Genomic DNA, 20,322 nt, shown 5'->3' on the forward strand with positions numbered 1-20,322 from the left:
AAAGCAGGGATTTTCATGGTTCCAACAAGGAAAAGACTTGGAGATTTATTGATTGAAGCAGGATTGCTTTCAGATGAACAGCTTCAATCTGCGTTAAAAGATAAAAATCCTAATCAAAAATTAGGTGATGCTCTGCTTCAAAGAGGATTTATTACAGAGCAGCAGTTAATTGAGGTTTTGGAGTTTCAACTAGGGATCCCGCATGTTAGTTTGTATCGATATCCCTTTGATCCCAACCTTTTTTCTCTAATTCCAAAAGAGGTTGCCAAACGAAATTTAATCATCCCATTAAAAAAAGATGGTGAAAAGCTGCTGGTTGCAATGGCTGACCCAATGGATTTCTACACGGTTGATGATTTGCGATTATCTACTGGATTTCATATTGAAACGGCCATTGCTACAAAGGATGATATTCTTCGTGCTATTAATAAATACTATGATATGGATGAAGGCTTTAAGGAGCTTTTACATGATAGGGGATCCTCAAATGAGGATGAAGAAGAAAAAATTATCGACCAAGATTCTCCGATTGTAAAGCTAGTGAATCAAATCCTTACCAATGCTGTCACCATGAAGGCAAGTGATGTCCATATCGATCCACAGGATACAAAAGTAGTTATTCGCTATCGAATTGATGGTGTTCTTAGAACGGAAAGGTCTCTGCCGAAGCATATGCAAAGTGTGCTTATCGCAAGAATTAAAATTATGGCGAGCTTGGATATCACTGAACATCGTATCCCTCAAGACGGCCGATTTAAAATAAATCTTGATTTCCATCCGGTTGATTTGCGTGTTTCCACATTACCAACTGTTTACGGTGAGAAGATTGTTTTGCGTTTATTAGATTTAGGTCTCGCATTAAACGATATTAATAATCTTGGATTTAATAAACTCAATTTGAATAGATTCACAGAGTTAATTGAAAAACCAACTGGAATTCTTCTGATTACAGGTCCAACAGGATCTGGGAAATCCTCTACCTTATATGCTGCACTTAATCGGTTAAATAATGAAGAAGTAAATATCATCACCGTGGAAGATCCAGTAGAATATCAGCTTGAAGGAATTAATCAGATACAAGTTAATTCCAATGTGGGAATGACATTTGCAGCAGGATTAAGGGCCATTCTAAGGCAAGATCCCAATATCATTATGGTCGGAGAAATACGAGATAAGGAAACGGCCGAGGTAGCGATTCGGGCTTCCTTAACGGGACATCTTGTATTAAGTACATTGCATACAAATGATTCCCTCGGCTCGATAACTCGTCTCATTGATATGGGAGTTGAACCATTTCTTGTTGCATCCTCCATCAGTGGGATTGTCGCACAAAGACTGGTGAGACGGGTTTGCCGCGACTGTGCGGAAAGTCAAGTGCCTACAAAAAGAGAGATTGAAATTTTTGCTAAGAGAGGCTTGAAAATTGAAAAAGTAACGCGGGGAAGAGGCTGTTCATCGTGTAATATGACAGGATATAAAGGACGGATTGCGATTCATGAAGTATTGGTCATGAACGATAGGATGAAACGAGTCATCATGAACGGCGAGACTTTTTCAAAGTTAAGGGAATTAGCAATGAAAAACAAAACAATCTTTTTAATTGATGATGGTCTTCTAAAGGTAAAGCAAGGTATTACTACGACAGAAGAAGTATTAAGAGTGGCAATTCCTGATTAGGAGATAAAATCATGAACAATAAAATTGATCTTTTGCTTCAGGCCGGTTTTGAATTAAAAGCATCCGATCTCCATTTGACCGTTGGGGTTCCGCCAATCATGAGAATCAATGGAGAGTTAAAGAGGTATGGCAAGGAACCTTTAGCCCCCCTTGATACAGAAGGAATGGCAAAAGCCATTATACCTGAAAAGATGTGGGAAAAGTTTAAGGGAAAAGGGGAACTTGATTTTTCGTACAGTCTTCCCGGAGTTTCCAGATTTCGGGTGAATGCCTACTTTCAGCGAAATTGTATTGCTTTGGCGATAAGAGTGGTTCCGACAAGAATCCCAACGATTGAAGAATTGGAGCTCCCGGTTATTGTCAAAAGAATGGCTGAAAGACCACATGGCTTAGTCCTAGTAACCGGTCCAACCGGAAGCGGAAAGTCAACAACACTGGCATCTTTGATTCATTATTTGAATCAAACACAAAGAAAGCATGTCATTACCCTTGAAGATCCGATTGAATATTTGCATAAACACGGAAGCTGCATTATTGACCAGCGTGAAGTGGGCTTTGATACGAATAATTTTGCGAACGGCTTAAGGGCAGCTCTAAGGCAAGATCCTGATGTGATTCTTGTTGGAGAAATGAGAGATTTAGAAACAATTCAAACGGCGATAACGGCTGCTGAAACTGGTCATTTAGTGCTAGGAACCTTACATACGTCCAGTGCTCCGGCGACGATTCATCGTATTTTGGATGTTTTTCCGCCATCACAGCAGCCACAAGTAAGAATCCAGCTTGCCTCTGTTTTGGTATCAATTATTTCACAAAGGCTATTTCCTACGGCAGATCGAAAGGGAAGAAAAGCAGCAACTGAAATTTTAGTGAATAACTCGGCAATCGCGAATCTGATTCGCAATGAAAAAATTCACCAAATCGAAAATGTATTGCAAACCTCTAAGGCACAAGGGATGCACACACTTGAAACAAATATTAAAGAATTGGTGGACTCAGGTGTAATCGCAAAAGATTCTGTTTTACCATTTTTACAGGAAAAGGTGCAATAAAATGGCACGTTTTAAATACAATGGGCGTGATAAAAAAGGGAAAAAGTCAGGGGTCATCAATGCTTCTTCTAAGCGGGAGGCCGTGCTTCAGCTGAAAGAAAAAGGGATCAGAGTACTAGAAATCAATGAGGTCCCTGAAACCTTTCTGACAAAAGAACTATCAATAGGAAACCCGGTTAAATTGCAGGATTTTGTGATTTATCTTCGACAATTTTCAACCTTAATAAGGGCTGGGGTTCCGATTGTCGAAGCAACGGCTATTTTATCACAGCAAACAGAGAGTAAGACACTAAAAAAAGTGTTATTAATGGTGGAACAAGATTTACGGGATGGGAATCCATTATCTGCAGCAGCAGCAAAACATAAAAAGGTTTTTTCCAGTATGTTTGTCAATATGATCAAGGCCGGCGAAGCAGGAGGAAATATGGACGAGACGCTGGAAAAACTGGCTGTCCATTTTGAAAAGCAGCATTACACAAAACAGAAAATTGTTTCTGCGCTTGCTTATCCGATTGTTGTTGCATTGGTTGCCATAGGGGTAGTTATTTTCCTCCTTGTGAAAGTGGTTCCGACGTTTGTTGATATGTTTAAGGATTTTGGCGGTGAATTACCGGCGATTACTCAATTTGTTTTGCATGCCAGCAGTTTTATGCAAACGTTTTGGTGGTTGGTGGTTTTGCTGATTGTGGCGATTTTTGTAACGATCATGATGCTGCGAAATAATAAAAACACCAAATACTATCTGGATTATTTTATGTTGAGAATGCCGATTTTCGGAAAAATGCTGCAAAAAGCCGCCTTAGCAAGGATGACGAGGACATTAAGTTCCTTGTTTGCCAGTTCTGTTCCGATTCTTCAGGCTTTATCGATCGTTGAAAATATTGTCGAGAATGAGGTCATTGCGAGAGTCATTGAAAAATCCCGTCGTTCATTAGAGCAAGGGAAATCGCTGACCGATCCAATGAAAAAACACTGGGCCTTTCCACCCCTTGTGACCCAAATGATTGTTATTGGTGAGCAATCTGGTTCCCTTGATGCGATGCTTTCAAAAGTGGCGGATTTCTATGAAAAAGAAGTAGAAAGTGCAACTGATCGTCTTAAAGCATTGATTGAACCGCTCATGATTGTATTTCTAGCAGGATTGGTAGGGACCATCGTTACCGCCATTATCGTCCCAATGTTTGATATTTTCAACCATGTTCAATAGACAAAAAAACGCAAAAAACTACAATATCTTTTATAATTTTTATCTAGTATAATAGTATCAAATGACTAGAGTTATAGGACAAATTACATAAAAAGGAGAATGAATATGATACAAAAATTAGGTCAAAGATTGAAAAATCAGAAGGGATTTACACTGATTGAACTTTTAGCTGTCATCGTTATTTTGGGGATTATTGCGGCAATTGCTATTCCTAGTATTGGTGGGATTATACAGAAGTCGAAAGAAGATGCGATTAAAGCTGATGCCATCTCAATTTTAAATGCAGCAAAAACCTATGTAGCAGCTAATGGTACAGATAAAACTCCTCTAACATATGATGACCTAAAATCATATGTAGATGATTCGAAATTGGGAACAACATATACTGTTGCTGTCGCTACAGATGGTACGGTTACAACGTATAAACTAAGCGGTTCAGGTACAGCTGGTAGTACAACAATTACGTTTTCTAATGCTACAATTCAAACAATTAATGCTGACAAAGATAAGGGAACTAGAACTATAAATGCTACAGGGACCACAAAAGGGAGCTAAATTTTAAGTGATAATACTTTTAATGGTTTACCTTCTTTTGTTTGGTTTATGTCTAGGCTCCTTCTACAACGTAGTCGGCCTACGAATCCCATTAAATCAATCTATCATAAAACCAAGATCACATTGTCCGAATTGTAATCATACGTTAACATCGATCGATTTAATTCCAGTTTTATCATATGTCTTTTTAAGGGGGAAATGTCGGCGCTGTAAGGCGCCCATTTCGCCCTTCTATCCTATTATCGAACTGATAACAGGACTTCTTTTTATGTTTGCACCAATCATAATGGGTTGGTCTTATGAGTTAATCATTGCCTGGACATTTATCTCATTAATGGTTATTATTTTCGTCTCCGATATTCACTACATGATCATTCCTGATAAAGTTCTCCTCGTATTTGCCGTTCTATTTTTACTAGAAAGAGGGTTTCTTCCGCTTTCACCATGGTGGGACTCTGTTTTAGGAGCGGTGGTCGGCTTTACGTTGCTTTTGATCATTGCTGTCCTAAGCAAAGGTGGAATGGGGGGCGGAGACATTAAACTTTTTGCCGTCATAGGTCTAGCAGTTGGGACTAAGCTGGTTTTACTTACTTTCTTCCTAGCAACTTTTTTTGGAGCATTCTTTGGTATTCTCGGTGTACTGACAGGTAAAGTAAATAAAGGGAAGCCAATGCCATTTGGGCCATATATTGCTTTAGGGGCATTAGCCGCCTATTTTTTTGGTAATCAAATTTTTCATTGGTATCTTTCCATGATGTAAGGAGTCTTCAAAATGGCGATCAATTTCATGTTTGGTAAAAACAAAACGATTAACATTACAATTAAAGACCACGCAATCCGTTTTGTCGAATTAAAACAGACTCAGCCTCTTATGATTCAAAGAATGGGCGAGCGATATTTGCCAGCAGGGTTGATCAAAGAAGGGAAAATCACCGATTTTGAAACTTTGTCTACCATTCTTGAACAATGTGTTACAGATTGGAAAATTGCGAAAAGAAATGTTCGATTTTTAGTTCCCGATTCGTTTGTAGTGATTCGCAAGGTACCCCTTCCAAAAGAGATTAAAGAGGATGAAATTAAAGGATACTTATATATGGAAATGGGAACGAGTATCCATCTCCCCTTCGAAGACCCTGTCTTTGATTACATCCTATTGGATAAAAATGAACAGGAAACGAATCAAATCTTGCTATTTGCTGCACCTGAAGAGGTAGTAAGAGAATATATGGATTTATTTGACGAAGTAAAGCTGAAGCCGATTGTGGCTGATCTTTCTTCACTCGCTTTAAATCGATTTTTATTTTATTTCGATTCAGATCATCCAAGCAAAAATCATTTGTTGATTCAATTGGATCTACAGACAGTTAATGTCAGCATTTTTGAACAAAATGTTCCCGTTTTTAATCGCCATTTAACGATTGAGACAACGAGTGATAAATGGAATCATATTTTAAAAGGAGATTTTTATTCTCTAAGCTTTTCTGGTGAAACTCAAGAAATCTTGGGCCCGATAGAAGATGTTTTTTCAGAAATTGAAAAAGTCATTAACTTTTATCAATACTCGTTAAATCAAGGAAAACAGCAAGTAGAAAGAATCATCTTAGATGGAGACCATCCTTGGTTAGATGTTATTTATGATCAGATGAAGAGTAGATTTTCAATCTCGATTACGAAAATGAACGACATCATGAATGAAAATGTGGATACTGATTTAACTCTTCCTCCATTTCATTTAAATATCGGATTAGGTTTAAAAGAGGTGTAGCAATGCAAGTAAATATTAATCTACTGCCAAAAAGGGATGAAAAAAATATTGCCTTTTTCGTTATTGCTGCTATATGCCTTCTGTTCCTAATCATTCTAACCGTTACATTCATCATTCTATTAAACGGAAAAAAACAAGATTTGGCCCAAATCGAAAAACAGGTAGCTATCAATCAAACTATTTTGGACGAACAAAATCAAAAATTATCTGCCTATAAAACGTCCAACTCCGTTGTTCAGTTAGAAGATGCAATTAAATGGGCGAAGAATCAACCGTTTAATATGGTATATGTTTTGCAGCAATTGACGAAAAGCCTTCCTCAAAGAGGGTTTATCCTTGATTTTAATATGGATGAAAAAAATCTTATTACTCAGCAAGTCCAATTCGACACTAAAAGTGATGCCGCCTACTATCTTAATTCGATTCTTGAATATCCTTGGATTGATGAGGCTGTTGTTACTGATTTGAAAAATGCAAATATTGATAAAAACACCAATCAAACGAGCAGTCAAGATACGATGAATGGCGATGTCGACTCTTCTAACATATTGCCAAGGTATGATGCAGAATATGAGATTCGGATTGATCTTGAAAAATTAAAAGCGACCAGCCAAAAGGAAGAAAAAATGGACAAAGGGGGCATTTCCCCTTGAACCTAGAGTTTACAAAAAAACATGTATTCGTCCTTGTTCTAAGTTTTTTCATGTTGGTTTTACTTTCCCTTGGTGCCTATTATCTGTATGTCCTGCCAGTTAATACTGATTTAATCCAGAAGAAATCTGAATTAAAGATGTCGAATCAACAGATTACAATTGTCCAAAACAAACTGGCACAAACAAGTAATCAGACGGTTTTTAGTACGATGGAGTTACAAAGAAAAGTTCCGGTTAAACGCTTATTAGATCAAGTCTTACTAGATATTCAAAAGGCGGAAATTGTATCCGGAACCAATATTGTGGAAACAAAGCTAGATGGAACAGAAAAAGATGAGGAACTCATTAACGAAACGACTGGTAAATTAAATCAAAATCAAAATCAAAATCAAACAACTAATAACAGTAATCAGCAACAAACAGCATCACAACAAAATGATTCGCTGCCAAATGGAATTAAGAAAACCTCCATTGTTTTATCCGGAGAAGCAAACAATTATTTTGAAATGGAGAAGTTTCTGAAAGAATTAGAAACATTAGACAGGATTATCAAAATAGATCAATTTAAATTTACCGGTAAAGAAGAAATTTATTCAGTCGATCAGTCTGATAAACCAATTGAATTTGAGGTTACTTTTTCAGTCTACTACTATCCTTCTCTAGTAGACTTACAAAAAGAAATTCCACCATTGGATACGCCGAAGATTTCCAATAAGAATAATCCAATCAGTGAATTTTCTGATTCAACCGGAAATGGCGGGGACAATGATGAGTCAAATCGATAAAAGGGTTTTTTATGTATAAGCTTTTTAAATTAACTGAGAAGGGTTTCACTTTGATTGAGGGCTAGCGGTAAACCGAATAAGTAAAAAATTTGGCGAAAGCATTCGATAACAAGACGACAAAAGTCTTGTTATTTTTTTTTGTCGTTATGATAGGATGGAACAAATTAGCAGTTTGGTAGAGAGGGGTACGAAGCGTGGACAAGCCCAAAAAAAATGGCAGTACAATTACGATTAAATTAAATGGTGAACCACATACGTTCGAAGAAGAGGTAAAAGAGAAGGAGAAGGTAGAAATCCGGCAGCAAGAGCCAGATGTGATAGATGCAGAGTCCGATCATGAAGAAACGGATGTTTTTTTGGAAACGGCTGCTGCTCAAGAGTCGATGGATGAAAGCTTTGATTGGATTATCCCTGAAACAGCTGTGCATGATATTGATGAGTATAAGATCGTCAATCACCAAAAAAACAAGAAAAGCACACTGCCTAAGATTGCATCCTTTACCACCAACACCAAAAAGAAGGACGGGAATGGCTTCAGATCCATCGCTGTTTCTGCGGTATTTGCCATCATTCTTGGAACCGGTTTTGGTTTTCTGATGCTTAAGCTCGTGCTTAATGAACATAGCAACAAGCCAACAACTGAGCAAGTCCTAACAGAAGGGCAGGGAAGCGAAAAAACAGATACACCAGCAGCTACGGGCGCATCTGCCGCGGTGAAACCTTTAAACACCTTTGTTATTCAAGGTGGGGTTTACAGCTCAAAGGATGGAGCAGAAGCGACGGCAAATCAACTGGCTAAAAAAGGGGTGCCATCACAGTCCATCGATATCGGTGGCAGCCAGTATCTGTTTTTAGGAGTGGCGAGTACAATTGATGATGCTAAAAAGCTTAGCAGCAATTTAAAAGATCAAGGAATAGCCGATGTATGGGCCAAGCCTCTTTCAATCACCCAAAAGGACATCAAGGGGGTAAATGCCGCTGATAAAACCTTCCTTGAAACCGCAGGAGCTATCTATCAGAATCTTTCCGAAGTAACAGCAGCTGCCATGCTGACTGAAAGTATCCCAGAGGAATCGTTTAAATCCGTTTCTGAATTAATCGGAAAAACAGATAGTAAAGAATTGAAAAATAGCAATGTAAAAAGTCTGCAAAACTTTCTCTCAAGCGCAGTCGGAAAAGTTGAAGCTTTTCAAAAAACAAAGGATCAGAATAACCTTGTAGAGGCCCAGCAAAATCTACTGAATTTTCTCTCCATATATAATTCGTTGTAATCAAATTTCGACATTGAAAACATAAATCGCTATTTTCCGGGAAATGAAAACAAATCAAGCCTGTTCAAAATGGACAGGCTTTTTATCATGAACATATTTTAATAGTATAATTTGACAAATTTCTTCAAATTTTAACGATATATAAATTGTTTGCGCAGGCATATTCTGATACGATTGATTTGTATCTCCCTTTGAAAAAGCAAAAAGGTATGGTGATGAAATGCAGAACCTCATTTTAGCCTCTTCTTCTCCACGGCGAAAAGAACTTCTAGAAAATCTCCGCCTATCTTTCGCAATTTCAAGCAGTGATGTTGATGAAAGCTTTAATCCGCATCTTTCTCCAGAAGAAGTCGTGATGGAGCTCGCCAGCCGGAAAGCTATGGTTGTTTTTCAAGAAAACCCCGATGCTTTTGTGATTGGTGCCGATACCATTGTAGTTGCGAATGGTCAAATCTTAGGTAAGCCAGCGAATGAAGCAGAAGCTAGCAGTATGTTAAGAAAACTTTCAGGAACACAGCATGAAGTATACACAGGAGTTGCCATCATTTCTTCAAAAAGCAGGGCCCAATTTTACGAAAAAACGGAAGTTTGGTTTTGGGAGTTAACGGATGAGGAAATTAACTTTTATGTGCAAAGTGGGGAACCGCTAGATAAAGCAGGTGCATATGGTATCCAAGGACTAGGGAGCATGCTTGTCAAAAAAATAAATGGAGATTATTTTGCGGTTGTCGGCCTGCCGGTTGCACGAACGGTTCGGGAATTAAAACGGCTAGGCTATTCTTTGCCGTATTAAGTGTTCATTAACTCCCAATCAATAGGGAGGAAAAAATAATGTCCACAAATTCATTAATGATTCGGGATTTCCCTCAAGATGAACGTCCGAGAGAACGGTTTATTCAACATGGTCCACAAAGCTTGTCCAATCATGAGCTCATTGCCATTTTGTTAAGAACTGGTACAAAGGATGAATCCGTCCTTCAATTATCGAATCGCCTTTTAACCCATTTTGAAGGGTTACGCTTTCTCAAATCGGCCACCTTAGAAGAAATTACTGAAATAAAGGGGATTGGCGCAGCAAAGGCGATTCAAATTCTTGCTGCCATAGAAATCGGTAGAAGGATTGCCAACTTAAACTACAATGATCGCTATGTGATCCGCTCCCCAGAGGACGGGGCTAATTTTGTCATGAATGACATGCGCTTTTTGTCGCAGGAGCACTTTGTCTGTTTATATTTAAACACGAAAAACCAGGTGCTTCATAAACAAACCATTTTTATTGGCAGTTTAAACGCTTCGATTGTACATCCTCGAGAGGTCTTCCGCGAAGCCTTAAAGCGTTCAGCCGCTTCTATTATCGCACTGCATAACCATCCAAGCGGTGACCCCTCACCAAGCCGCGAAGACATTGAGGTAACGAAGCGGCTGGTGGAGTGCGGAAAAATGATTGGGATTGAAGTTTTGGACCACTTGATCATTGGGGAAAACAAATTTGTTTCACTCAAAGAAAAAGGTTATTTATAACAATAGGTTTTTATTTGACTGTAGGATATAATATTATGTATGATTTTTTAGGACTGTTTTGAAATTTAAAGGTTTTTTAGAAACAAAAAAGTTTAATTAATTGGTAAACACTTTACCTTTAAGAATATTGCATTTTCGTATCAGAAAGGGAGATACAACGTATGTTTGGAATTGGTTCAAGAGACCTAGGAATTGATTTAGGTACTGCAAATACACTTGTATTTGTAAAAGGAAAAGGAATTGTTTTACGAGAGCCATCCGTAGTGGCTTTACAAACCGATACAAAATCGATTATCGCTGTCGGAAATGACGCAAAGAATATGATTGGCCGTACACCGGGAAATGTTGTTGCCCTGAGGCCGATGAAGGACGGCGTCATCGCCGATTTTGAAACGACTGCCAAAATGATGAAGCATTATATTAATCAAGCACAAAAGAACAAGGGTGTTTTTGCTGGTAAGCCATATGTCATGGTTTGTGTACCATCTGGAATTACTGCTGTTGAAGAAAGAGCCGTAATTGATGCAACACGTCAAGCTGGTGCAAAAGATGCCTATACAATTGAAGAACCGTTTGCAGCCGCGATTGGTGCAAACCTCCCCGTTTGGGAGCCAACAGGAAGTATGGTAGTAGATATCGGGGGCGGAACTACTGAGGTAGCAATTATTTCCCTTGGTGGTATTGTTACGAGCCAATCAATCCGTACTGCCGGCAATGATATGGACGACTCGATTATTTCTTTTATTCGCAAGAATTACAATCTGATGATTGGGGATCGTACTGCAGAAACAATCAAAATGGAAATTGGTTCTGCTGGTGACCTGGATGGAATTGAAAATATGGAAATCCGTGGCCGTGATTTACTAACTGGTCTTCCAAAAACAATTGAAATTACAGCGAAGGAAATTGCGGTAGCTTTAAAAGATACGGTATATGCCATCGTCGACGCCGTTAAAAACACACTTGAAAAAACTCCGCCGGAACTTGCGGCAGATATTATGGACCGTGGAATTGTGTTAACAGGTGGCGGTGCGCTGCTTAGAAATTTGGACAAGGTGATTAGTGAAGAAACGAAAATGCCGGTCCTTATTGCTGAAAATCCGCTTGATTGCGTGGCAATCGGAACAGGTAAAGCATTGGATCAAATTCAAATCTTTAAAAATAGAGCAAAAGATTCTAGATAAAAAATAGAGGTGTATAAATCATGCCACAGTTCTTTTTGAATAAACGTCTGATTGTTTTGCTTCTCAGCATTATTATTCTCGTGGCATTGATTGGGTTTTCTTTAAGGGAGAGGAGTAAACTAACCTGGCCGGAGCAGTTTGTTAAGGACTCAGTCGGCTGGGTTCAATCCCTGGTTTCAAAGCCTGCGTATCTTGTTGCAGGCTTTTTTGAAAATCTCAAGGATTTAGAAAATACATATCAAGAAAATAAAGAATTAAAATCACGTGTCGAAGAGATTGTCAGTCTTGAAGCACAGGTTCAAGATTTGAAAAAAGACAACGGAGATTTACGCAGTATTCTTGGTGAGAAAAAGACCCTGAGAGATTTTAAACCGCTGCCAGCTACGGTTATTGGCAGAAACCCTGATCGCTGGCATGAAATGATTATCATCGACAAAGGTAAAATCAATGGAATAAAGCAAAATATGGCGGTTGTTACCGCAAACGGACTGATTGGAAAAGTAAAGAATGTTAATCAATTTAGTTCCACTGTTCAATTATTAAGTGCAATGGATCCGAAGAATCGAATATCAGCTGTCGTTCAAGGGAATAAAAATTCTTTTGGATTCGTTGAAGGCTTTGATAGCGAGAAAAAATTACTTCAAGTAAAAACTATTCCCTCTGGGGCGAAAATTAAGAAAGGGCAAACCGTAGTGACCTCAGGTCTTGGCGGTGTGTTCCCTAAAGATTTGCCAATTGGGAAGGTAGTTGATGTGAAACCGGACCAATATGGGTTGAATCAAACAGCATTAGTAAAACCTGGTGCGGATTTTTATGAAATTCAAAATGTTTTGGTCATTACCAGAACGATTGTCTCACCTGATGTAGGCTTGGTTGATAGTAAGGGGTTGGGATTGTGAAAAAATTCCTTCTTCCTCTTTTATTTTTGTTTCTATTTATATTAGAAAGTCTTTTTGTTCAATTAGGCCCTGCAGACCTTTTTGGACCCAGTAAAGTATGGGTTCCGCATTTTTTATTTTCTGCCGTCCTTTTTCTGACCATTTATGGCGGCAGAAAATATGGCATTATCTACGGTGCCGTTTTTGGGCTCCTATTTGATATTGTTTATACGGAAATCCTTGGAATAAATTTATTCTTGTATCCGTTTGTAGCCTATATCGTTGCAAAAATTATGCATGTATTGCAAAACAATATTATTGTTGCTTTTATCGTTTCTCTTTTCGGAATTGGGTTATTAGAGATTGGTGTATACGAAATGGATACCTTAATCCATGTAACGCAGCTTAGTTTTATGAGCTTTGTCGAAATGCGTATTTACCCGACTTTAATTTTTAATGCAATCTTTTTACTTTTGGCCGGCTTTCCCTTCAAAAAGTATTTTGAAAAATATTCTCAAGTATTGCGGGACGAATAATGAATTAAAAAAGAGGAGAATAGACAGGGCATGTCGAATTAATATAGTGCGTGTACTCTGATTTAAATTAAATGCATGATTTTCATGCATTTTTTGGCTGGTAAGAAAGTATAAACTTTTTCTAAGTTTATACTTTCTTCCTGCGCATAAGTGCAACTACGCCTCTGTCTTCGCCCTTAGGGGCTCGCCAGTCGGCGAGTTTTCTTTAAATCCTTTGGGGTGTGTGGATTTATTAAATAGCGCAGCCCTTTCTTTAAACTTGAGGTGAAAATTCTCCATGAAAAAACGACAAAATGTGACGATAAAGGGAACAAAGGAAGGATTGGTCCTTCAACTGGATGACCATTGTTCCTACGATGAACTCAAAAAAGAATTGGACGAAAAGCTTTCCACGAACCTTAGAACGCAGGAAGAAGGCCAATTGCTTGCGGTAAAGGTGAATGTAGGAAACCGTTTTTTAAGCGATGACCAAAGGGAAGACCTAAAAAACCTAATTCGGCAAAAAAAGAATTTGGTTGTTGATGATATTGAATCAAATGTAATCACGAAAGAGGAAGCAAAACGTTTAAAAGCTATAGATGAAGTGGTAACGGTTTCAAAAATCATCCGTTCAGGCCAAGTATTAGAGGTTCCGGGAGATTTACTGTTGATTGGTGATGTAAACCCTGGGGGAACGGTTATGGCTGGTGGGAATATTTTTATAATGGGCGCCTTAAAAGGGATCGCACATGCAGGTCGTTTCGGCAATGATGAAGCGATTATTGCGGCATCCAGTATGAAGCCAACACAGTTAAGGATCAGCGATTGCCTAAACCGAGCACCCGACATCGTTCAAGAAAAAGAGAAACATGAAATGGAATGTGCTTACATAGATGAGGACCGAAAAATCAGCGTAGATAGATTACAAGCTTTAATACATTTAAGACCTAATTTAACTAGATTAGAAGGGGGACATTAAAGTGGGAGAAGCTATAGTAGTTACATCTGGTAAAGGTGGCGTCGGCAAAACAACGACTTCTGCTAATATTGGAACAGCATTGGCCCTTCAAGGAAAAAAGGTTTGCTTAGTGGATACAGATATTGGTCTTCGTAACTTGGATGTCGTGATGGGACTTGAAAATCGCATTATCTATGACCTTGTTGATGTCATTGAGAAAAGATGCAAAATTCATCAAGCATTGGTAAAGGACAAACGCTTTGATGGCTTATTGTATTTGCTCCCTGCCGCTCAGACCGTGGATAAATCTGCGGTAAAACCGGAGCAAATGAAAAATCTGATTACAGAATTAAAACAAGATTATGATTATATTATTATCGATTGCCCTGCTGGTATTGAGCAGGGATTTCAAAATGCCGTGGCGGGAGCAGATCAAGCCCTTATCGTGACAACGCCTGAAGTATCTGCTGTTCGAGATGCAGACAGAATCATCGGTCTTATTGAAAAAGAAAGCCATATGGAGCCGCCAAAATTAATCATCAACCGCATTCGTAATCATATGATGAAAAACGGTGATATGCTGGATGTGGATGAAGTTACCCAGCATTTATCCATTGAGCTTTTTGGTATTGTGGCGGATGATGACGAGGTTATTAGAGCCAGCAATCACGGTGAACCGATTGCTTTAAATCCAAACAGTAAAGCATCGCTTGCCTACAGGAATATTGCCAGAAGAATTCTTGGCGAATCGATTCCGCTTCAGTCTTTAGAAGAACCGAATAAAGGGATGTTTACAAAACTTAAAAAGTTTTTCGGTGTGAAATAATTTAAACGGCAGTCTGTTCATGATTTGTGAACAGGCTTTTTTTATTCTTGGATTACTTTCCACTTAAGTGAATTTATTTTCCGGTGATACCAAAATGCTTTTGACTTCCTCCTCCACGCACATATAACAAATTAAGGATTTCTTTGAATAGTCATACTCCTTACATCTCTTTCATAAACTTGTACAAAAAGTGGGAAAAGGGTTGATGAATATGGCGCGGTCGACACCGGATGAAATACGGAAAAGAATCAATAAACGAAAAAAAGATCCTGGAATGCAAGAGAAAAATCCAGACCGCCAGCTGGCTTGGCCTGGGGATGAAGAAAAGTATGGATTCAATAACGTATCCTCCTATGGAGGCGGACCAGATGATGGAGGGCACCCGTTGTTTCGTATGGAAGTATTTATTTTTAAAATACTCGCTTCGGCCTGCCTTTTTTTAGTGGTCGCGATTTTATTTCGGAACCAAACCGCAACATTTGATCATGCCCGGAATTTAGTTCGAACCACAATGGATAAGGAGTTCGAATTCGCCGTTGTATCCCAGTGGTATGAAGAGAAGTTTGGCAAACCACTTGCCTTACTGCCTTTCAATGAGTCGAAAAAAGAAAAACAAACGGAAACCGAAACAGCTGAAAAACCTTTTGATATGCCAGCTACCGGGAAAGTTCTAGAAAATTTCCAGAAAAATGGACAGGGAATCATGATTGAAACAGCAAACGGGGCTTCTGTTCAAGCGATGAATGGGGGAAATGTCACGTTTGCAAGTGTAAAGGAAGGCTTAGGAAAGACGGTGATCATCCAGCACTCTGATGGCACGGAAACCTGGTATGGCAATCTAGCAGATATTAAAGTCAAACTTTATGATTATGTGGAAAAAAGAAAAGTAGTCGGAACGGTTTCATCGAGTGAAGAAAATTCGAAGGGTAAATACTATTTTGCCATCAAAAAAGGGGATGATTTTATCGACCCAGTCAAGGTGATCCGCTTTGATTAGAGTGAGATATTTACTTCAACATGTTTATATTCACCCGCTGTTATGGATTATCGTCGCAATTTCTATTGCAACAGCACATTTTCGAGAGGTTTGTCTTTTGTTAGGAATTATTTTTATACATGAAATGGGGCATGCAGCAGCAGCTTCATTTTTTTCATGGAGAATAAAAAAAATTACCCTTCTGCCGTTTGGCGGGGTCGCTGAAATGGATGAGCACGGCAATCGTCCGTTAAAGGAGGAGGCAATTGTCGTCCTCGCCGGTCCTTTGCAGCATGTTTGGATGGTCGGTCTAGGCTTTTTGCTCTATTCCTTTTCATTGGTCCCTGCGGACGTATTTTATTTATTTTTTCAATACAATTTAATGATTTTTATTTTCAATCTTTTTCCAGTATGGCCGCTTGATGGCGGCAAGTTAGTTTTTTTATTGATGTCGTACAAAAAATCTTTTCCATTCGCCCACCGGGTGACATTGCAGATTTCCTTTATCAGTCTCACCATTTTCTCGCTGCTTATCCTTTTTACTGCCCCGTATCATCTCAATGTCTGGGTGGTAATCGCGTTTTTGTATTTCTCGCTTTATCATGAATGGAAGCAGCGTCGCTTTATTTTCATGCGCTTTTTGCTTGAACGCTATTACGGCAAAAAAAGTGATTTGCAATTATTAAAGCCGATTCAAGCGAACGAACATGATTTGTTAATTCATGTCCTTGAAAAATTTCAGCGCGGCTGTAAGCATCCGATTATTGTTGAAGGGAACGGCAAGGAAAAAGGGATGTTAGATGAAAATGAGTTATTGCACGCCTATTTCACGGAAAAACGCTTAACCGACAAAGTCAGCGACTTGCTCTTTATGTTTTGAGACAGAGTTAAGGGGGCCTTCCACTAGTTGGAACCTGTTTTCCGCCAGTGAAAGGGTATATAGCGCCAGTTGGGGGTGGTTATCCGCTAGTTGGCAAGCAATTCGCTAGTAAAAGCCTGTCATCCGCTAGTTGAAACAGTCTATCCGCCAGTTGGAGAATGTCATCCGCCAATTGAAGCACGCTATCCGCCAATTGGCTCTCATCCTCCAAAAGAGGTATAATAGAACAATCATAAATAAAGTGGGGCCGCTCGATTGGATCAATTAATCATCAACTATCAGTCAAGAGAAAAGAGATTTGCCTTCATCCGAAACCATAAGGTTGAAAAAATGGAATTTGACCGGCCAGAGCAGCGTTCTCTGGTCGGTAATATTTATTATGGGACCGTTTCAAAGGTGCTCCCCGGAATGAATGCCGTATTTATTGACATCGGCGAAGAAAAACATGCCTATTTACACCGGGACTTGCTGCCTGCTTATGTGTTATCACAAGATAAAAACAAGGAAAACAAGACAGTATCCTCTTTTGTACATCAAGGTGAAAAACTGCTCGTTCAGGTCAACAAGGATGCGACAGGAACAAAAGGTCCGAGGGTAACAGGGATAATTGAGATCCAAGGAAATCATCACATCTACATGCCGCAGGGCCGCTATGTGGCGGTATCGAAAAAAATTGCTGATGAAAACGAGAAATCCAGACTCCGCCGGATAGGACACCAGCTTAAAACAGTGGAAGAAGGAATCATTTTTCGCACCTCAAGTTTATTCGCGGCCGAAGAAGAAATTCATCAAGAGCTTGATAAACTAAGACTTCAGTATCTTGAACTAATGAAGCAGGCTGAAGCCTTTAAAAAACCTGGGCTCATTTTTCAAAAGGATTCGTTCGTTGAAAGGCTCATCCTGATGATAGCGAAAATGGATGAAGGCGAAGTCATTGTAGATGATCTCCCATTAAAAAGAATATTGGATGAACATAAACAAAACATTACGGTCAGCTATTATGGCGGGAAAGAGAATATTTTCGCCGTAAACCGAGTCGAGCATGAAATTGACAAAGCGCTTAAACGGGTGGTATGGCTTGATAACGGTGCATACCTTATTTTCGATGCAACCGAAGCATTAACGATTATCGATGTGAATACCGGAAAGTTTTCCGGTAAAAGCGATTATCAAGAAACCGTGTTGAAAACCAATCAGTTGGCAGCGCAGGAAATTTGCCGGCAGCTGCGTCTCCGAGACATAGGCGGCATGGTCCTGATTGATTTTATCGATATGCATCGTGAGCAGGACAAGCAGTCGGTAATAGAGGTTTTTGAAAAAAATAAAGATGAGAACCGGATTAAATTGATTGGATATACGCCACTAGGCATATTGCAGCTGACACGAAAGAAAACAAAGGTTTCCTTGTCCGAAGCGTTAACGGTAAAATGTCCGGTTTGTGAGGGGACAGGCAGGATTTTAAGTCCGGAAACGGTGGCCTTCAGGTTGGAACGGGAATTATTTGAGCACCGTCATGGGGATTTTGAGGCGGTACTAGTGGAAACGACGAAAGAAGTAAAAGAAGCAATGTCCGATCATCTTAAGTTTTTAGAAGAATCGCTTCATTTTAAGGTTTACTTTTCCTTGCAATCAAACATAAGCCATTATTATTTATTAAAACAATTTGGAGAAAAGGGTGAGATTACCCAAAAAGCTGGCGATTTCTATTGACACTTTTGTTTTAAATATGTTAGTATCTTAATGTTATGTTTGTAGCACCCGTGCTACAACCGCACAGAACAGGTAGTAAGTTTTATGCGTTACGCATAGACGCCTGTGGATGGCGAGTCTGAGTTTATAAGGAGGTGCAGTTCATGTACGCAATTATCGAAACTGGCGGTAAGCAATTGAAAGTTGAAGAAGGTCAAGCTATCTACATTGAAAAATTAAATGCAGAAGCAGGCGAAACAGTTACTTTTGACAAGGTTCTTTTCGTTGGCGGTGAAAATGTAAAAGTAGGAAGCCCTGTTGTTGCAGGCGCTACTGTTACAGCTAAAGTTGAAAAACAAGGCCGTGCGAAGAAAATCATTGTTTTCAAGTACAAAGCAAAGAAAAACAACCGTAAGAAACAAGGTCATCGTCAACCTTACACTAAAGTAATCATCGAAAAAATCAACGCGTAAGGTGTTGGCATTTAGATGATACGAATTTTGATTAATCGTACTGATTCCGGGAAAATTTATTCTTTTACAATGAGCGGACATGCCAATTTTGCTAAGCACGGCGAGGATATCGTTTGTGCAGGAGCTTCTGCTGTAACTCTTGGTACCGTAAATGCCATAGAGACTCTTACAGGTGTTGCACCTGAGGCAGATCAAGGAGAATCAGGCTATCTTAAATGTGACTTTCCTGAAAATCTTTCTGAAGAGACCGATGAGAAAGTGCAATTACTGCTTGAAGCCATGGTACTCTCATTGCAAGAGATTGAAAAAGTTGCCGGTAAGCACATAAAAATTACTCAAAAGTAGGAGGTGGAACAAATGTTAAGATTTGATCTTCAGTTTTTCGCTTCTAAAAAGGGAGTAGGTTCTACAAAGAACGGACGTGACTCTATCGCGAAGCGCCTTGGTGCTAAGCGTGCAGATGGTCAATTCGTAACTGGTGGTTCAATCCTTTACCGTCAACGCGGTACAAAGATTTATCCAGGTGAAAACGTAGGCCGTGGCGGAGATGACACTCTTTTTGCAAAAGTTGACGGCGTTGTAAAATTCGAACGCTTAGGTCGCGACCGTAAAAAAGTGAGCGTTTATCCAGTAGCTCAAGAAGCTTAAGCTTTCAATAAAACTCTAACCGGATTGGTTAGAGTTTTATTTTTGCAAACGCAGGAAAAAATTACTAATTATGATTGATGAGAAATCATCCGAGACTCCTTGGGTACTTCTTCAAAAGGCCGCTTTTTTTCCTCAAATGGACATTATTCGCATAAAAAAGCTTACTCATGCTTACTTTTTTGATATACTATCAGAAAACGGTTATCGGACAATTAATGTGGGAGTGCAGGGAATGAAGGATTTAGATATTGTTGAAGTGCTTCGGCATTCGCGGCACGATTGGTTAAATCGGCTGCAATTGATAAAAGGAAATTTAGATTTAAATAAAATTGACAGGGCTAAAGAAATCATCGATGAAATCGTCATTGACACGCAACAGGAATCAAAGCTCTCCAATTTACAGATGCCGATGTTCGCTTCGCTGCTTTTAAAATCCAATTGGGATAATCACCATTTTCAGCTTGAATTTGAGGTTCTTTCCGATACGGATTCCAAAAAAACAGATGACCATTTGCTTACAAATTGGACAAAGTCATTGTTTTTGAGTTTAAATAAAGCAATTGAAGTATTTGGCGAAAACCATTTATCCATTACAATCGACCCGCAAATGGATGGTGCTCGTTTCTTTTTCGATTTTAGCGGGATAATAATAAAAAGTGAACTGATTGAACAATTCCTTTCACAGCCGCAAGAATCCGAACTGGTTCTTGAGGTAAAGGAATTCTCGAAAAACGAACTCGCATTTGAAGTTTTTATGCCTTTTTTAAAAAAGGATAAGGACTGCGATTCTCATCGGTAGATCAGTTTGT

At 39.1% G+C, this 20,322-nt stretch carries 24 protein-coding genes and 1 other annotated feature; all 24 genes read left to right on the forward strand.

Annotated features, from left to right (window positions below; translation table 11 throughout):
• Positions 1-15 precede the first annotated feature (15 nt).
• The 24 genes from J2Y67_RS19315 to J2Y67_RS19430 all read left to right on the forward strand — a co-directional run bounded on the left by J2Y67_RS19315 (position 16) and on the right by J2Y67_RS19430 (position 20,312).
• Positions 16-1,677, forward strand: coding sequence for a GspE/PulE family protein (locus tag J2Y67_RS19315; RefSeq protein WP_310176608.1), 1,662 nt, complete (start codon positions 16-18; stop codon positions 1,675-1,677).
• Positions 1,678-1,688: 11 nt separating this feature from the next.
• Positions 1,689-2,729 carry a type IV pilus twitching motility protein PilT gene (locus J2Y67_RS19320; protein WP_310176610.1) on the forward strand — a complete coding sequence of 347 codons (1,041 nt, stop codon included), beginning with the start codon at positions 1,689-1,691 and terminating at the stop codon, positions 2,727-2,729.
• Position 2,730: 1 nt separating this feature from the next.
• Positions 2,731-3,936, forward strand: a complete 1,206-nt coding sequence (locus tag J2Y67_RS19325) for a type II secretion system F family protein (protein WP_310176611.1) — start codon at positions 2,731-2,733, stop codon at positions 3,934-3,936.
• A gap of 105 nt (positions 3,937-4,041) precedes the next feature.
• Entirely contained in the window at positions 4,042-4,491 is a 450-nt protein-coding gene (locus J2Y67_RS19330) for a type II secretion system protein (RefSeq protein ID WP_310176613.1), read from the forward strand.
• 22 nt (positions 4,492-4,513) lie between these two features.
• Complete coding sequence (locus J2Y67_RS19335) at positions 4,514-5,251, forward strand: prepilin peptidase (RefSeq protein ID WP_310176685.1); 738 nt, start codon at positions 4,514-4,516, stop codon at positions 5,249-5,251.
• Between the two features lie 12 nt (positions 5,252-5,263).
• The gene (gene pilM, locus J2Y67_RS19340; RefSeq protein ID WP_310176614.1) at positions 5,264-6,256 is read left to right on the forward strand and encodes a type IV pilus biogenesis protein PilM; all 993 of its coding nucleotides are present in this window, start codon (positions 5,264-5,266) and stop codon (positions 6,254-6,256) included.
• A gap of 2 nt (positions 6,257-6,258) precedes the next feature.
• Positions 6,259-6,909: a fimbrial assembly protein gene (locus J2Y67_RS19345; RefSeq protein ID WP_310176616.1), complete on the forward strand. Its 651-nt coding sequence runs from the start codon at positions 6,259-6,261 to the stop codon at positions 6,907-6,909.
• Positions 6,906-7,694, forward strand: a complete 789-nt coding sequence (locus J2Y67_RS19350; protein WP_310176619.1) for a pilus assembly protein PilO — start codon at positions 6,906-6,908, stop codon at positions 7,692-7,694. Before J2Y67_RS19345 ends, J2Y67_RS19350 begins: the two co-directional genes overlap by 4 nt.
• Positions 7,695-7,888: 194 nt before the next feature.
• Entirely contained in the window at positions 7,889-8,965 is a 1,077-nt protein-coding gene (locus J2Y67_RS19355) for an SPOR domain-containing protein (RefSeq protein WP_310176621.1), read from the forward strand.
• A 220-nt stretch (positions 8,966-9,185) separates the two neighbouring features.
• Positions 9,186-9,758 (forward strand): Maf family protein, encoded by a 573-nt coding sequence (locus tag J2Y67_RS19360; RefSeq protein ID WP_310176622.1) that lies wholly within the window; start codon positions 9,186-9,188, stop codon positions 9,756-9,758.
• A gap of 38 nt (positions 9,759-9,796) precedes the next feature.
• Positions 9,797-10,486: a RadC family protein gene (gene radC / locus J2Y67_RS19365; RefSeq protein WP_310176624.1), complete on the forward strand. Its 690-nt coding sequence runs from the start codon at positions 9,797-9,799 to the stop codon at positions 10,484-10,486.
• Positions 10,487-10,647: 161 nt separating this feature from the next.
• Complete coding sequence (locus tag J2Y67_RS19370; RefSeq protein ID WP_310176625.1) at positions 10,648-11,670, forward strand: rod shape-determining protein; 1,023 nt, start codon at positions 10,648-10,650, stop codon at positions 11,668-11,670.
• Between the two features lie 20 nt (positions 11,671-11,690).
• Positions 11,691-12,569: a rod shape-determining protein MreC gene (gene mreC, locus J2Y67_RS19375; RefSeq protein ID WP_310176626.1), complete on the forward strand. Its 879-nt coding sequence runs from the start codon at positions 11,691-11,693 to the stop codon at positions 12,567-12,569.
• Positions 12,566-13,084 (forward strand): rod shape-determining protein MreD, encoded by a 519-nt coding sequence (mreD, locus tag J2Y67_RS19380; RefSeq protein ID WP_310176627.1) that lies wholly within the window; start codon positions 12,566-12,568, stop codon positions 13,082-13,084. Before mreC ends, mreD begins: the two co-directional genes overlap by 4 nt.
• A 277-nt stretch (positions 13,085-13,361) precedes the next feature.
• Positions 13,362-14,042 carry a septum site-determining protein MinC gene (gene minC / locus J2Y67_RS19385; RefSeq protein ID WP_310176628.1) on the forward strand — a complete coding sequence of 227 codons (681 nt, stop codon included), beginning with the start codon at positions 13,362-13,364 and terminating at the stop codon, positions 14,040-14,042.
• Position 14,043: 1 nt separating this feature from the next.
• Positions 14,044-14,847 (forward strand): septum site-determining protein MinD, encoded by an 804-nt coding sequence (gene minD / locus J2Y67_RS19390; RefSeq protein ID WP_310176629.1) that lies wholly within the window; start codon positions 14,044-14,046, stop codon positions 14,845-14,847.
• A gap of 190 nt (positions 14,848-15,037) precedes the next feature.
• The gene (locus J2Y67_RS19395; RefSeq protein WP_310176630.1) at positions 15,038-15,844 is read left to right on the forward strand and encodes a M23 family metallopeptidase; all 807 of its coding nucleotides are present in this window, start codon (positions 15,038-15,040) and stop codon (positions 15,842-15,844) included.
• Complete coding sequence (locus J2Y67_RS19400) at positions 15,837-16,703, forward strand: M50 family metallopeptidase (protein ID WP_310176632.1); 867 nt, start codon at positions 15,837-15,839, stop codon at positions 16,701-16,703. The genes J2Y67_RS19395 and J2Y67_RS19400 overlap by 8 nt, the downstream gene beginning before the upstream one ends.
• A 90-nt stretch (positions 16,704-16,793) precedes the next feature.
• Positions 16,794-16,925 (forward strand): hypothetical protein, encoded by a 132-nt coding sequence (locus tag J2Y67_RS19405; protein ID WP_310176633.1) that lies wholly within the window; start codon positions 16,794-16,796, stop codon positions 16,923-16,925.
• Between the two features lie 33 nt (positions 16,926-16,958).
• Positions 16,959-18,413 (forward strand): Rne/Rng family ribonuclease, encoded by a 1,455-nt coding sequence (locus tag J2Y67_RS19410; RefSeq protein WP_310176634.1) that lies wholly within the window; start codon positions 16,959-16,961, stop codon positions 18,411-18,413.
• Positions 18,414-18,460: 47 nt separating this feature from the next.
• Positions 18,461-18,543, forward strand: a sequence feature (ribosomal protein L21 leader region).
• 13 nt (positions 18,544-18,556) lie between these two features.
• Positions 18,557-18,865, forward strand: coding sequence for a 50S ribosomal protein L21 (rplU, locus tag J2Y67_RS19415; protein WP_310176636.1), 309 nt, complete (start codon positions 18,557-18,559; stop codon positions 18,863-18,865).
• Between the two features lie 15 nt (positions 18,866-18,880).
• The gene (locus J2Y67_RS19420; protein ID WP_310176637.1) at positions 18,881-19,210 is read left to right on the forward strand and encodes a ribosomal-processing cysteine protease Prp; all 330 of its coding nucleotides are present in this window, start codon (positions 18,881-18,883) and stop codon (positions 19,208-19,210) included.
• 12 nt (positions 19,211-19,222) lie between these two features.
• The gene (rpmA, locus tag J2Y67_RS19425) at positions 19,223-19,513 is read left to right on the forward strand and encodes a 50S ribosomal protein L27 (protein ID WP_310176638.1); all 291 of its coding nucleotides are present in this window, start codon (positions 19,223-19,225) and stop codon (positions 19,511-19,513) included.
• Positions 19,514-19,745: 232 nt separating this feature from the next.
• Positions 19,746-20,312, forward strand: coding sequence for a Spo0B C-terminal domain-containing protein (locus J2Y67_RS19430; RefSeq protein WP_310176639.1), 567 nt, complete (start codon positions 19,746-19,748; stop codon positions 20,310-20,312).
• The last annotated feature ends 10 nt before the right edge of the window (positions 20,313-20,322 follow it).

This window comes from Neobacillus niacini (genome assembly GCF_031456445.1).
Lineage (GTDB): Bacteria > Bacillota > Bacilli > Bacillales > Cytobacillaceae > Neobacillus > Neobacillus niacini_I.